Source organism: Luteibacter sp. P4_E6, from assembly GCF_056401535.1.
This window is the reverse complement of record NZ_JBFUJE010000056.1, coordinates 1-14,762: the sequence shown is the minus strand read 5'-3', so window position 1 is coordinate 14,762 and position 14,762 is coordinate 1. Positions and strand designations below refer to the sequence as shown.

Sequence of the window (14,762 nt, the reverse complement as noted above, 5' to 3'; positions counted from 1 at the left end):
TCGTGCTGCTGATCGTCGGCGCCGTCCTGTCGCTGCTCAAGGGCATCGACTACGAGGAAGCGACCCTGCTATCGCTGCTGGCACTCGCCCTTGCCCCGGCACATCGCCACTTCTACCGGCGTGCCTCGCTGTTTCGCGCCAGCTTCTCGGTGGGCTGGATGGCGGCCATCGCCGCCGTGCTCGGTTGCGCCACGTGGCTGGTGTTCTTCAGCTTCAAGCATGTCGAATACAGCAACAACCTCTGGTGGGAATTCAGCTTTCACCACGGTGGCGCCCCGCGCGCGCTGCGCGCGCTGGTGGGCGCCACGGCAGTGGTCATGCTGTTCGCCCTGGCCAACCTCATCCGTCCCGCACGCACCCGCCGTGCGCTGCCGGGCGACGCCGACCTGGCGCGCGCCATGCCGCTGCTGAAACATTTCTCCTCGGCCCAGGCCCACCTCGCCCTGGTCGGCGACAAGATGCTGATGTTCGCGCCGGACGACCGCGCCTTCATCATGTACGACATCGAAGGCCGCAGTTGGGTGGCCATGGGTGACCCGGTCGGTGAGAACGAAGATGCGCGCCGTGAACTGGTCTGGCGCTTCCGCGAGGAATGCGAACGCGCTGGCGGCTGGCCGCTGTTCTACCAGGTCCGTCCGGAGGACCTCGACCTCTACCTCGAGGTCGGCATGAGCCTGCTCAAGATCGGCGAGGAGGCGCGCGTGCGCCTGGAAACCTTCAACCTCGACGGTAAGTCGAAGAAGACCCTGCGCGGCACCGTCAACAAGCTCGCCCGTGACGGTCTGCGCATGGAAATCGTTCCCGTCGAAGGCGTTCCCGCGCTGCTGCCGCGCCTGAAGCTGATTTCGGACGCCTGGATGCGCGACAAGAAAGTGCGTGAGAAGCGTTTCTCGCTCGGCCTGTTCGACGAGCGCTATCTCGCGCGTACGCCCATGGCGGTGGTATGGCAGGGCGATGAGCCTGTCGCCTTCGCCAATGTTTTCGTGACGGCGACGAAGGAAGAAGCCTCCGTCGACCTGATGCGCCACCTGCCCGACGGACCCTCCGGCATCATGGATTTCCTGTTCATCGAACTGATGGTCTGGGCGAAGGCCGAAGGCTATCGTTGGTTCAACCTCGGCATGGCTCCGCTATCGGGTCTGCAGAACCGTCGCACCGCGCCGCTGTGGAGCCGTTTCGGCGCCATGGTGTTCGGCCGCGGCGAACGCTTCTACAACTTCCGCGGGCTGCATCGCTACAAGGACAAGTTCGATCCCGAATGGGAGCCGCGCTACATCGCCGTCGGCGGAGGCATCGGCCTGCCGCTGGCACTGGCGAACGTCGCCAGCCTGATTTCCGGTGGCCTGGGCGGCGTGGTGCGTCGATGAAGAAGGTCCTGCGTTACATCCTGATCGTCCTCGTTGCGGCGGTCGTGCTCGGCCTGCTCGCCTGGCATCCGTGGACACACGCTTCGATGGAAGTGTCGACCGTCGAACTGCCGGCACTGAAGGCCGCGCCGGCCGGCGAGGAAGACCTGCTCGTCGTCATCTACTCCGGTGATGGCGGCTGGTGGGATCTCGACCAACGCCTGGGCGCGGTGTTCACGCAACGCGGCATCCCCGTCGCCGGCGTGAGCACCTTCAAGTACTTCTGGCGCTACCGCTCGCCCGATGAATCGGCCCACGACCTCGATCGCCTGCTGGACCGCTACACCGCCCAGTGGAACAAGAAGCGCGTGCTCCTGATCGGCTATTCCTTCGGTGCCGACGTGCTGCCGACCATCGTCGGCAAGCTGCGCCCGGATAACCGCGCGAAGCTCAGCCAGCTCGTCCTGCTGTCCGCCAGCCGTGACGTGAACTTCGAGATCGAGCTCGAGGGCTACATGCAGCAGGGCTGGTGGACGACGCACACGCACAACCTCCTGCAGTGGCTCAATCCCGTGGTCCATACCGACGCCGTCCCGCCGATTTTGGCGCTCGGCGGCAAGCCGCCGATGGCCTGCTATTACGGAACCGAAGATGCGAGCGACAGTGGCTGCACCGATCCGAAGCTGCCTTCGTTCGTCACGGTGTACAAGAAAGCCGGCTCGCACCATTTCGACGAGAACTACGAGCAGCTCGCCACGGAGTTGATCGAACGGATGCCCGCTGCCGCGGCATCCGTCTCCACGTCGCCTTAACGGTTATCGGGCCTTCGGGCCCGTGAAGACCTGTCACGAAACGTTCACCGCCGCGCCACCGGAATTTTCTCTTTTCCGGATCACGCTGCTGACTCGGGCGGGACGAAGGCAGGAGACGATCGATGCAACGAGAACCGGGAAAACGAGACTACGGGTCCTCCGATTGCGCGCGGCTACGCAGCCTCGCAAGCCGTGGCACGCCCATGACCCAGGCCGTACCGAAACCGGCGCCGCCGACACCGGCGCGCGATGCGCACGATCGCCGCGTCCGACCGCGACCTGAGCGCCACGCCAGCGCCTGACATAACACGCAGGCAGCATCGACGTCAGAAATGAGCGGACGTTTTTAAGAATCCTCCTATATCCGTCGTCGGCGCACCTACGCACTATAGATCCCGTGTCCCGCCTGGCCAGAAGCCAGTCGGGACGACCGAATCGCCGATGACCGATCCGATGGCAGGATGCCGTCAGTCCCTGGTAACAGGATCGATCCCCCCTTCATCGGCGATAACGCCGCGCCGGCTTTGTCGGGCCGCGTTTTGGTGTGGCTCATGCCACCGGACCAAGGGACGTCCGTCATGGCCCTCCGCGTGAGCGCGAGGGCCATGTTTTTATCTCGGGTGGGTTTCTCGGTAGCATCGAGCCATGGGATGCCTGCCTCTACCACTGTTCATGCTGATGGGCTTCGGGATCGGTTACGCGATCGACTCGCGCACGGGCGCCGTCTGGGGTGGTGGCATCGGGCTGGTCATCGGCCTTGTGCTTACGGCGCTGCTGGTGCGCGCCATGCGTAGAAGCAATCGCTAGCTCTTCTTGCCGAAGAAGATCGAGACGCCGAGGCCGGCGACTACTGAAGGGCCGTGCGTGCCGATGCGGTGCAGGGCGTAGGCGTCGAGCTGGGCATGGTCACCGATGCTGTATGCCACGCCTCCGCCTGCCTGCAACTCGTTGCCGTCCTCGGCATCGTGGATCGCATCCGTTTCCACGTAAGCCATCCAGTTCTCGCCAAGCTTGCGCCCGAAGGTCGGTGCCAGGGTCCAGGTGTTGCGGCCCTGCAGGCGATCGACGTTGGCGAACAAGGTGCCTTGCCAGGTGTCGTTCGGCTTCCACTGGCCGGTGGCGCCGAGGGTATACTCCTTCGCGCCGTTGCTGAAATCCTGATCGCCGTTGGCGAACGTGACCTGACCCAGGGCAGCCCAGCTGAACGTGCCCGTCTCACCGGAACCCCCTGGCGCGATCTTGAGGCCGACGCTGGTGTCGCCGTGGCCAACGGCATGACGGCGGGAGCCACCGCCGCTTTCTTCCAGCCGGTTCCACGCCGAGCCGCCCACCTGTAGTTCCGCCGGGCCGCCCAGCCCGATGCGGACCAGGCTATCGGCGGTGTAGGTCTTGTCGAGCAGCCCGTCCTGACGCTGGCGCTCATAGGTCGGCAGGCCCTGTTCGAGCGCCAGCGTGCCCACGGGGAGCACGCTGGTGGCGAAGCCTGCGCCGGGCCGGTCGAAGTCGGGCGGGTCGGCGAAGGCAGGTGCCGAGGCAAGGCACAGGAGGGTGGCGACGATCGGGGCGGGGCGCAGGTTCATGCGCGCATTGTGGCTATCCCGTGTCGCCGTGTCGTGCAGGCGCCTAGGGCGCCTTCACCACCGGGAAGCTCTCGCCCACCGTGACCGTGGCCTCGGCAGCGATATCGCTGGCCGAGCGGCCAAGCTTCACCGCGTACGTACCGGGCGCCACGCGCCAGCGCTTGCCTGCATCGTCGTAACGCGCCAGGGCGAGCGACTCGAGCGGAATATCGACGCGGCGGCTCGCGCCAGGCTTCAGCGACACCTTGCTCCAGCCGGCCAGACGTCGCGTGGCCGCGCCCGGGGCGGTGACGTAGACCTGCGGCACATCGGCGCCAGCGGTCTTACCGGTGTTCTTCACCGTGACGTGGGCGACGGCGTGGCCCCTGGCGTCCTTATCCACGGCAAAGTCGCTGTACGCAAAGCTCGTATAGGTCATGCCGTAGCCGAAGGCGAACAGCGGCTCGCGCCGGGTTTTCTCGAACCAGCGGTAGCCGACATCGGCGCCTTCGATGTTGTAGTCGACGTTGTCCGCCGGCTTATCCTTCGAGTACAGGCCGGCCGCCTGGATGGTCGGACGCGGAAGCTGGGTTTCGTCTTTCGGCCAGCTCATCGGCAGGCGACCCGAGGGCGCGGTCTCGCCGTACAGCAGGCGCGCGATGCCTTCGCCGCCGCCCGAGCCGGGATACCAGGCCTGCAGTACGGCACCGACGCTGTCGAGCCAGGGCATCTTCACCGCGCCATTGGTTTCCAGCACGACCACCGTTTTCGGATTGGCCTTCGCCACGGCGGCGACGAGCGCGTCCTGGCCATCGGGTAGCGCCATGTCGGCGACATCGAAGGACTCGGCAGCCCACTGCGTGACGAAGACCACGGCGACGTCGGCGCCAGCGGCGGCCTTCGCCGCGGCGGCGGGGTCGGTGCCCGGGTCGAAGCTCACCTTCGTCCCCAGCTTCTGCATGAAGGTCAGCGGCGCGGAGGCGTGGTAACGCACCGGCCCCGGCCATCCCGTCGGCTGCAGCCCCGGCACGGGGTCGCCGCCTTCGTCGGTGACAGTGGACGAGCCACCGCCGGCAAGCACGCCCTTGTCGGCGTGCGCGCCGATCACCACGACCGACTGGCCCTGGCGCGCCAGCGGCAACAGGCCGCCCTGGTTGCGCAGCAGGACGGCACCGGCCTCGAGCGTGTCGCGGGCGACCTTGCGGTCGGCGTCGTAGGGCACGGGCGTGGTGGGCTTCGTCGGGATGGGATCGTCGATGACGCCGTGCGCGATCAGGCTGCGCATGATGCGCCGGGCCATGTCGTCCAGGCGCGTCTTCGGCACCTCACCCGAGGCGACGGCGGCACGCAACGGCTTGTCGAAGAACACCTCCGCGTCGAACACCTCGCCCGCCGATTCCTGGTCGAGGCCGGCCAACGCCGCCTTGGCGCCGCTGTGCACGCCACCCCAGTCCGACATGACGAAACCCTTGAAGCCCCATTCCTGCTTCAGCACCTGGTTGAGCAGCCAGTCGTGTTCGCCGGCGTAGGTGCCGTTGACGCGGTTATACGAGGACATGACCGAACCGGGGTCGCCATGGGCGATGGCGATCTGGAACGCCAGCAGGTCGGATTCGCGCAGGGCGACCGGATCGATGTCCGAACTGAGCGTGTTGCGGCCGGATTCGAGGTCGTTGATGGCGAAGTGCTTCACCGTCGCGACGATCTTGCGTTCCTGAATGCCCTTGATGGTGGCGCCGACGATGCTGCCGGCCAGGATCGGATCCTCACCGGCGTATTCGAAGTTGCGACCGTTGCGCGGATCGCGCAGCAGGTTGACGCCGCCGGACAGCAGCACGCCGTAGCCCTTACCGCGGGCCTCGCCGCCGATCATCCGGCCGCCGGCGTGGGCCACCGCCGTGTCGAAGCTGGCGGCCGTGGCCAGTCCGGCCGGGAGCGAGATCGCACCCTTGCCGTCGATACCGGGCTTGTTCACGCCCAGCCCGGCGTCTGTTTCATTGATGGCGGGCAGGCCGAGGCGCGGCAGGGCGGGCACGTAGCCCGCGCCACCCACGGCGCCTTCAGGCACACCGTGCTTATCGCTGACAAGGCCGAAGTCGGAGCGGATCAGGCGAAATTTCTCATCGTCGGTCATGGCCGCGACGACGAGCTCGGCCCGGCGATCCACCGACAGCGAGCGATCCATCCAGGGCCGGGAAGGCGGCGTGGCCGCGCTGGCGGTGGCAGCGAGACCAGCGGTGATGGCGAAGGCGAGGGCAGTGCGGCGCGCGGTATCGGGCATGGTCACGAAGTCGATCCGGGGGGAAAGCGCCACGTTCCCTCAGTAACGTTTTCATCGCAACCCACGAGACCGCTTCGCGTTAGGCTGGAACTTGACCCGTGGCCCCGTGGACCCCACTTAAGTGATTCAATGAATTCACAAAAGTCGACAACGCTAGACGCCTTTCATCCGGCGGTTGCCGCGTGGTTCGGGAACACGTTTCCGGAGCCCACGGCCGCGCAGGTGGCTGCGTGGCCGGCGATCCGCTCCGGCCGACATACCCTCGTCGCCGCACCCACGGGGTCCGGCAAGACGCTCACCGCGTTCCTCTCGGCGATCGACATGCTGGTGCGCGAGGGTGTGCGCGACGGCGGCCTGCCGGACCGGACCACCATCCTCTACGTCTCGCCGCTCAAGGCGCTCTCGAACGATATCCGCATCAACCTCGAGGCCCCGCTGGCCGGCATTCGTGAGGAGCTGCGCAAGCAGGGGCTACCGGATCTCGAGATACGCACCGCCGTGCGCACGGGCGATACGCCATCGTCCGACCGCGAGCGCATGAAGAAGCGTCCACCGCACATCCTGGTGACCACGCCGGAGTCGCTCTACGTGCTGCTCGGCTCGGCGTCGGGCCGCGCGATGCTGGCCAACGTACGCGAAGTGATCGTCGACGAAATCCATGCCGTAGCGTCGAGCAAGCGCGGAAGTCACCTCGCGCTGTCACTGGAGCGCCTCGAATCGCTGGCGCAGCGTCGTATCACGCGGATCGGGCTTTCGGCCACGCAGAAGCCCATCGAGAAAGTGGCCGCCTTCCTCACCGGCAGTGCGAAGGAAGACTGCGCCATCATCGACATCGGCCATACGCGTAAGCGTGATCTCGCGTTGGAAGTTCCGCCGGTGCCGCTCGAAGCGGTGATGTCCAACGACATGTGGGAGCTGGTCTATAACCGGCTTTCGAACCTGATCGAGCAGCACAGCACCACCCTGATCTTCGTCAACACGCGGCGCATGGCTGAACGCGTGGCGCGACACCTTTCCGAGCGGCTCGGGCGCGAGGCGGTCACGGCACACCATGGCAGCCTGTCCCGCGAACAGCGCCTGGACGCGGAGCAACGCCTGAAGAAAGGCGAGCTGCGTGCCCTGGTCGCCACGGCCTCGCTCGAACTCGGCATCGACATCGGCGACATCGACCTGGTCTGCCAGATCGCCTCGCCACGTTCCATCGCCGCCTTCCTGCAACGAGCCGGCCGCGCCGGCCATGCCGTCGGCGGCACGCCGAAGGCGCGTTTGTTTCCGACATCACGCGACGACCTGGTCGAATGCACTGCCTTGCTCGACTGCGTGCGTCGCGGCGAACTCGATGCCCTGGTGATGCCCCTTCAGCCGCTCGACGTACTCGCCCAGCAGATCGTTGCCGAAGTCGCCTGCCAGGAATGGGACGAGGACGCGCTGTTCGACCTCGTGCGTCGCGCGTATCCGTTCCATGCACTCAAGCGCGAGACCTTCGACGAGACCGTGCGCATGCTGGCGGAGGGCTTCACCACGCGTGTCGGCCCGCGCGGTGCGTACATTCACCGCGATGCGGTCAACAAGCGCCTTCGTGAGCGACGCGGGGCAAAGCTCACCGCGGTGACCTCCGGCGGCACCATTCCGGACACGGGTGACTACAACGTCCTGCTCGAACCCCAGGCGATCGTGGTCGGTACGGTGAACGAAGACTTCGCTGTGGAAAGCCTCGCGGGTGACGTGTTCCAGCTCGGCAATCGCTCCTATCGCATCATGCGCGTGGAAATGGGCCGCCTGCGTGTGGAGGATGCGCAAGGGCAGCCACCGAACATTCCCTTCTGGCTGGGCGAAGCGCCTGGACGCACCGACGAACTCTCGATCGGTGTGTCCCGCCTGCGCACGGATATCTCGGAGAAGTTCGACGAAGGTGGCCGCGAGGCAGCGCTCGACTGGCTGACCGGCGACCTGGGCCTCAGCAAGGCGGCGGCCCAACAGGTGGTCGACTACCTGTTCCGTGCACGCGCGGCACTCGGCGCGCTGCCCACGCGCGACACCCTGGTAATGGAGCGTTTCTTCGACGAATCCGGCGGCACGCAACTCATCATCCACACGCCGTTCGGCAGCCGGATCAATCGCGCCTGGGGCCTCGCGCTGCGCAAGCGCTTCTGCCGCAAATTCAATTTCGAACTGCAGGCTGCCGCGACCGAAGACGCCATCGTGCTGTCACTGTCCACCAGCCATAGTTTCCCGCTGGAAGAAGTGGCGCGTTACCTGCATTCGAACTCCGCGGAGCACGTGCTGATCCAGGCCCTGCTCGACGCGCCGCTGTTCGGCGTGCGCTGGCGCTGGAACGCGACCACGGCACTGGCGCTGCCGCGCTTCACCGGCGGCAAGAAGGTCGCTCCCCAGCTGCAACGGATGAAGAGCGAAGACCTGCTCGCCACCGTCTTTCCCGACCAGGTGGCGTGCGCCGAAAACCTCGTCGGCGAGCGCGAGGTTCCCGACCATCCGCTGGTCAACCAGACGCTCGACGACTGCCTGCACGAAGCGATGGACTGCGAAGGTCTGCTCACCATCCTGCGCGGACTGGAATCGGGCGCCATCCGCATGCTTTCGCGCGACCTCGCCACGCCGTCGCCGCTGGCTGCCGAGATACTCAATGCCGCGCCGTATGCCTTTCTTGACGACGCGCCGTTGGAAGAGCGCCGGACACAGGCGGTGCAGTCGCGCCGCTGGAACGAGGCGGAGACGGCCGACGATCTTGGCCGGCTCGACGCCGAGGCGATCGCGGCCGTACGCGAGGAAGCATGGCCGGAAGCCCGTAACGCCGACGAAATGCATGAGGCACTCATGCTCCTTGGCGCGGTGACCGGGGACGACATGCGCGAGCATCCTTCGTGGACGGGGCTGTTACGCAGCCTGGCCAGGGACGCGCGCGCGACCGAACTGACCCACGGCGAGGTGTCGCTGTGGGTGGCCGCTGAGCGCCTGCCGACGTGGCGCGCCATCCACCCGGACGCATCGCTCTCGCCCGCGATGGCCGCCCCGGCTGAGTTCGAGGTGCAGGCATGGACGCCGGAATCCGCACTCGTCGATATCGTCCGAGGGCGCCTCGGCGGGCTTGGCCCCGTGCCGGCTCGCGTGCTCGCCTCGTCGCTCGGTGTGGATGCCGGCGCTCTCGACCTCGCGCTGACATCCCTCGAGACCGAAGGCTATGTCATGCGCGGACCGTTCTCGCCGGGCACCACGGAGGTCGAATGGTGCGAGCGCCATCTGCTCGCCCGTATCCATCGCTACACGATCGGGCGCCTGCGCCGCGAGATCGAACCGGTCGCCCCGCGCGACTTCATGCGCTTCCTGCTCGACTGGCAGCACGTGACCCGCAACACGCAGGTCGCCGGGCCCGACGCGCTGGCCGGCGTGATCGCGCAGCTCGAAGGTTTCGAGGCCGCCGCGGGTGGCTGGGAGGCCGAACTTCTGCCGGCCCGTGTCAGCGACTACAGCATCGGCTGGCTCGATGACCTTTGCCGGGCCGGTCGCGTGGTATGGAGTCGCCTTCGCCTGGGTACGGGCAGCGGTGGCCCCGTTCGTTCCACGCCCATCGTGCTGTTGCCGCGCCGGCAATTGCCGATCTGGTCGGCGGCGGCACCGGCGATCTCCGACGAATTGCCGCTGTCGTCGCGAGCGCAGGCCGTGGCCGATGCGCTTCGTGACGAAGGCGCGCTGTTCTTCGATGAGCTCGCATCGACTACGCGCTTGCTGCGCACCGAACTCGAAGACGCACTCGGCGAACTGGTGGCTGCCGGCCGCGTCACAGCGGACAGCTTTGCCGGGTTGCGAGCCCTGTTGCTCCCGGCGTCCAAGCGCAACGGCAGTCGCCAGCGCCGCGCGCGACGGCACATGATGAGTGGTATCGAGGATGCGGGGCGCTGGTCGCTTGCGCGTCGGCCGACCGAACAGCGCAACGATGCCGATGGGCTCGACCATATGGCACGCACACTGCTGCGCCGCTATGGCGTGGTCAGCTGGCGCATTCTCGAACGTGAGGCGGCCTGGTTGCCGGCATGGCGAGACCTGCGCCGGGTGTTTCATCGCCTGGAGGCACGCGGCGAAATCCGCGGCGGCCGTTTCGTCGATGGCCTGGTGGGCGAGCAGTTCGCGCTACCGGAGGCACTCGCAGCCCTGCGGCAGATCCGTCACCGCGAGCATGACGGAGAGATGGTCTGCATCGCGGGCACCGATCCGCTGAATCTTGTCGGCACAATCAGTGCCGGCGCCGCAAAGATTCCTGCGGTGCTCGGCACACGTATCGCCATCCGTGACGGCATGCCCCTGGCGGCGATGATCGCCGGGAAGTTCGTCACGTTGATGCCGCTTGAGGGCGATGACGAACGGGACGCGCGTTCGGCATTGCAGAGGCACGCGACATTTCCGACGGCGATGTCGTTTTGAGGCAAAGGCATCGCCGCTGAATCGGCTCCCACACAGAGCGGGCTGTCGCTCTCTGTGGGAGCCGATTCAGCGGCGATGCTCCTCAGCGCAGCTGCACATCCCCGATCACCCATATCTTCGGCCCGGGCTTACCGGTGATCACGAAGCACAGGTCGTGCACGCCCTCGCGCTTGGGCAAGATGCCCTGCAACGTCGCCCGCCCGTCCTTCGCCTTGTCCAGCGCGATGGTCGAGATCTTCGGGCCGTCGCACGAATCCTGGTGCACCTCGATCTCGCCGGCACGCGAGCGGGCCTTGCGTGAAACGATGCCCACCGTGTCCTTCCACAGCGCGTAGTTGTACGGCAGGCGGTCCACGGATACGTCAACGCCATAGCGACCGTCGAGTTTCACGCCCTTCCACACCCAGCAGGTGTTCATGATGTCGACCTTGTACACCGGTCGCGCACCATTCACCGCGTCCGGCGACTCGATGCGCAGGACGAGCTTGTCGCCACAGGTATCGAGCTGGTCGCTGCTGCGCCGCAGGAGTGACTTCGCGTCGACGGTTTCGTCGCGCGGGCCAGCGAGGGCGAAGCTGTTGTCGAAGGCATTCGCGCGGATCGTCGTCGGCAGCGGTACGTCGAAGGGCGCCGTATAGGCCGTGGACTGAGCGGTCGGGGCTGAACCATCCGTGGTGTATCGGATCGTGCCGTAGCCATTCTGGGTGGACAGCGTGACCTTCGCCTTGTCGTTATCCGCGGCCGCCGTGGCGATGGCCACGGCATACGCGCCATCGGCAGGCACGATGCCCGCGGCACGGTAACGCGACATCTCAGCGGGCATGCGCGCCACGAAGCTGTTCCAGTCCGCCTGGGGTGACCATGTCCGCTCGGCGAGCGCGGCAATGCGCGGGAAAACGGCGTGCTGCGTGCGATACCAGTTCGGCAGGTACTCGGTGAACACCGTGGCCTGCGCGCCGAGCACGTGGCTCGCCTTGTCCGCGGCGATATCCGACGGCACCGGATCGAAGTCGTACACGTTCTTCAGCGTCTGCACCTGAGGGCTACCCGGCTGCTCGTCGGGAAGGGTGGACTGCAGGCGGTCCAGGTAGAGCGTCGGCGAGGGTGCCATCACCACGTCGTGCCCTGCGTTGGCCGCCTTGATCGCGCCCTTGGTACCGCGCCAGGACATCACCGTCGCACTCGCCGGCACCTTGCCGTCGAGGATCTCGTCCCAGCCAATGATCCGACGTCCGTGCTGGTCGAGATAGTTGCCGATACGTTCGACGAACCAGCCCTGCAGCTTCTCCTCGTTGTCGATGCCGAGCGATTTCATCTTCGCCTGGACCGCTTTCGAATGTTCCCATTCGTCCTTGGCAGCTTCGTCGCCACCGACATGGATATAGGTCGACGGGAAGATCGCCATCACTTCGTCGAGCACGTTCTGCAGGAAGGTGAAGGTGCCATCGTCCACGTTGAATAGCGCCGTATTGACGCCCCAGTCCGTCGAGACGCCGAGCTTCTTGCTGCCGGCGCCGAACTGCGGGTACGCCGCGACGGCCGCCTGCGCATGTCCCGGCATTTCGATCTCCGGCACCACGGTGATGTGTCGCTCTGCGGCATAGGCGACGATCTGTTTCGCCTCGTCCTGCGTGTAGAAGCCGCAGTACGGGCGTTCCGGGTCCCCGGTGAGGGCGACGTCCGGACCCACCGGCTTGCGGCAGGCACCGACCTCCGTCAGCTTCGGATACTTGAGTATCTGCAGGCGCCAGCCCTGGTCATCGGTGAGATGCCAGTGGAAGGTGTTGAGCTTGTGCAGGGCCATCTGGTCGAGCAGGTGCTCGATCTCGGTGACCGACTGGAAGTGACGGGCGGAGTCGAGCATCAGGCCGCGCCAGGCGAAACGCGGCGCGTCGACGATGTGCACGGCGGGCACGCCATTCTGCGATGCCGGATCGGTCAGCAGCTGCCAGTAGGTCACCGCTCCGTAGAACAGGCCGGTTTCATCGTTCGCGGCGATCCGCACGCCATTGCTGTTCACGTCGAGCGTATACGCCTCGCGACCCTTGGTCGTCGTGTCGGTAAGCAGGACGATCGCTCCGTCGCGCGGCTTGCCCTCGGCGATGGCGATCTCCGTGCCACGCGCCTGGCGTATCCAGCCCTGCAGCTGCGTGGCGACTTTCTTAGCCGCGGCGTTACCTGCCGGGACGACGATGGTGGTCGAAGTATCGAGCCTGAAGTGCCCCGGCAGGCGCTGGAGCGAAGCAGGCTGTGGAATGAGTGAGAGCGGCACGTTATCGACGGGCCCGGTTTCGTGCCTCGGCTGGCTGGCGCAAGCGGTAAGGCCAAAGGCCATGGCGAGGAAGAGAGTTCGGCGCATCGATAGCTCCTGTGAATTCGGGCAACCGCCCGATTGTGCCGGAAACGCACAAAAAAAAGCGGGCCCGATAATGAGTAGTCGGGCCCGTGGGGAATGAAGCTTCGAGGGGTTTGCGGCCTTCCGTGGCCGCGTATCCATGACGCTTTATCAGAGGTCGAAGTGCACCGAAGCCATGTAACGGCGACCGGTGGTGTACTTCGCAACCGGCAAGTCCTTCGTGCCGATGTACTGCTTGTACTGTTCGTTGGCGAGGTTCATGCCCGAGAGCGTCACCGAGATCTGCTTGTTGAACTTCCAGCCGATCGTCGCGCCGAGATCGGCGTATGCCTCGGTGGTTGCGGGCGGCGCACCGGCCACGTAGCCACCGGCGAGGTACGCGCTACGCCAGTTGTAGTTGATGCGGGCACTGAACGCGCCGAACTCGTAGTACGGGCTGATGGAGTACGCATTCTTCGAGTTGTACGGCAGMTGGCCACCCGAATCGAGCGTGCCCTTGGCGTACGTGTAGTTCGCCGTGACGCCGAAACCGGTATCCCAGAAGGCCTGCTGGAAGCTGGCGTTGCCACCCCTGACCTTGCCGGAGCCGACGTTGACCGGGCGGGAGATGTCGTAGGTGCAGAAGCCATCAGCCGTGCAGAGGCCCGCTGCGAGCTCCTTGGCGAACTGGACGGGATCGGTGGAGGTCGCCGAGTTGAAGTGCTGCTCCTGCACCACGTCCTGGAAGACGTAATCGTCGATCTTCTTGTAGAAGCCGGTGATCGCAAAGTAGGACTGCGGTGCGAAGTACCATTCGCCGGAAAGCGAGAAGTTCTTCGACTTGTACGGCTTGAGGTCCGGGGTTCCGCCCGAACCGGTCAGGACCGTGTCGTTGAGGAACAGGTTGTTGACCTGCATGTTGTACGGCGCGCGGGCGATGACCTTGGCGGCCGCGGCACGCAGGATGATGTCGTCGGTCAGGTCATAGGCCACGTTGAGCGACGGCAGCCAGTTCTTGCTGGTCTGCGACGCTTTCTGGTAGCTGCCGGCCGGAGCGGGAAGCACCGGTGCACCCGAGTAGTTGTAGCCGAAGCCGTCGGTCTTGGTGTCGACGTAACGCATGCCCAGGTTGCCGTGGAAACCGCCACCGGCGAAGTTCAGCTGTGCGTAGGCGGCGTTGGTCTTCTCGATGAGCTTGTACGTGCCGTTGAGGAACGTACCCGGATCCTCGTTACCGCCGTTGGTCGCGCGAACCCAGGCGTACTGCGCATTGGGATCGGCACTGACGTGCTGCGAGGAACCGTCCCAGCCACCCACGCTGCCGAGAACGTTGGTCAGGCCGTCGGTGCCGAGGTCGGCGAGCGAGGTCGGACCATTGCCGCCGTAGACGTGCGCGTTCATGCCCTCTTCGTGACGGTTCCAGCGGTAGCCGACCTGGAGCTCGTTGAAGAAGTTGTCGAAGTACTTGCTGAAGTCGAGCTGGGCGTAGGTGTCACGCGAATTCGCGCTGTAATCACCGTAGTTGCCGGGCCAGCCACCGAGGCCGTCCGCGTCACCCATGTGCCAGTTGGCCGGGTTCTTCGCCGCTGCCGGGCTGTCGAAGTTGAAGCCGTGGTTGATGTCCCAGGTGTAGCCGCCCGCGTACTGCGGCTCGATCACGGCCTGCGAGATATCGTCGTTGCGAGCCTTGCTGTAGCCGGCTGCGCCACCGAGTTTCCAGCCGTCGCCGTCGTAGCTCGACTTCAGGTCGAACGCCGACGTGCGGACCACGGACTTGCGGACGTTGCTGTCCATCAGCGTCGGGCCGATGGCCGGGCAACCCGCATTGTCGTTACCGCAGACATGGCCGCCGGTGACGACGCCATTCGGGCCCTGGGTGAAGCTCGTCACGTTGCCTGGCGCGTTACCCGTGAACGGGTACATCGACTGGTTCCAGTTGTCGAAGTTCTCGCGGATGAACAGGCTGTTGAAATCGACGTTCCAGTTATCCAC

8 protein-coding genes are annotated in these 14,762 nt (G+C 65.9%); 4 read left to right on the top strand and 4 right to left on the bottom strand.

Annotated elements, in window-relative coordinates:
• From AC1DT2_RS06000 to AC1DT2_RS05990, 3 genes are all read left to right on the top strand, one after another.
• Nucleotides 1–1,367 (top strand): phosphatidylglycerol lysyltransferase domain-containing protein (locus tag AC1DT2_RS06000; RefSeq protein WP_477295103.1); only part of this gene is annotated, 1,367 nt, incomplete at its 5' end.
• Entirely contained in the window at nt 1,364–2,158 is a 795-nt protein-coding gene (locus tag AC1DT2_RS05995) for a virulence factor family protein (RefSeq protein WP_477295101.1), read from the top strand. The genes AC1DT2_RS06000 and AC1DT2_RS05995, both read left to right, overlap by 4 nt.
• Nucleotides 2,159–2,803: 645 nt before the next feature.
• Entirely contained in the window at nt 2,804–2,965 is a 162-nt protein-coding gene (locus AC1DT2_RS05990; protein ID WP_213949947.1) for a hypothetical protein, read from the top strand.
• Here AC1DT2_RS05990 and AC1DT2_RS05985 read toward each other — a convergent pair.
• Both AC1DT2_RS05985 and AC1DT2_RS05980 read right to left on the bottom strand, forming a co-directional pair.
• Nucleotides 2,962–3,738 carry a transporter gene (locus AC1DT2_RS05985; RefSeq protein ID WP_477295099.1) on the bottom strand — a complete coding sequence of 259 codons (777 nt, stop codon included), beginning with the start codon at nt 3,736–3,738 and terminating at the stop codon, nt 2,962–2,964. The genes AC1DT2_RS05990 and AC1DT2_RS05985 overlap by 4 nt on opposite strands.
• Before the next feature lie 43 nt (nt 3,739–3,781).
• Nucleotides 3,782–6,031, bottom strand: a complete 2,250-nt coding sequence (locus AC1DT2_RS05980; RefSeq protein ID WP_477295097.1) for a glycoside hydrolase family 3 C-terminal domain-containing protein — start codon at nt 6,029–6,031, stop codon at nt 3,782–3,784.
• Nucleotides 6,032–6,127: 96 nt separating this feature from the next.
• On the opposite strand from AC1DT2_RS05980, the gene AC1DT2_RS05975 reads away from it, so the two are divergent.
• Nucleotides 6,128–10,435: a DEAD/DEAH box helicase gene (locus AC1DT2_RS05975; protein ID WP_477295095.1), complete on the top strand. Its 4,308-nt coding sequence runs from the start codon at nt 6,128–6,130 to the stop codon at nt 10,433–10,435.
• An 82-nt stretch (nt 10,436–10,517) separates the two neighbouring features.
• On the opposite strand, the gene AC1DT2_RS05970 is transcribed toward AC1DT2_RS05975, so the two are convergent.
• Both AC1DT2_RS05970 and AC1DT2_RS05965 read right to left on the bottom strand, forming a co-directional pair.
• Nucleotides 10,518–12,794 (bottom strand): family 20 glycosylhydrolase, encoded by a 2,277-nt coding sequence (locus tag AC1DT2_RS05970; protein WP_477295093.1) that lies wholly within the window; start codon nt 12,792–12,794, stop codon nt 10,518–10,520.
• A 147-nt stretch (nt 12,795–12,941) separates the two neighbouring features.
• Nucleotides 12,942–14,762: TonB-dependent receptor (locus tag AC1DT2_RS05965; RefSeq protein ID WP_477295091.1), on the bottom strand; the 1,821-nt coding region annotated here is incomplete at its 5' end.

Bases quoted from the DNA above. Each gene is read 5' to 3' on its own strand.
- AC1DT2_RS05990 (WP_213949947.1), top strand. From the start codon at position 2,804: ATGGGATGCCTGCCTCTACCACTGTTCATGCTGATGGGCTTCGGGATC.
- AC1DT2_RS05995 (WP_477295101.1), top strand. From the start codon at position 1,364: ATGAAGAAGGTCCTGCGTTACATCCTGATCGTCCTCGTTGCGGCGGTC.
- AC1DT2_RS05985 (WP_477295099.1), bottom strand. From the start codon at position 3,738: ATGAACCTGCGCCCCGCCCCGATCGTCGCCACCCTCCTGTGCCTTGCC.
- AC1DT2_RS05975 (WP_477295095.1), top strand. From the start codon at position 6,128: ATGAATTCACAAAAGTCGACAACGCTAGACGCCTTTCATCCGGCGGTT.
- AC1DT2_RS05970 (WP_477295093.1), bottom strand. From the start codon at position 12,794: ATGCGCCGAACTCTCTTCCTCGCCATGGCCTTTGGCCTTACCGCTTGC.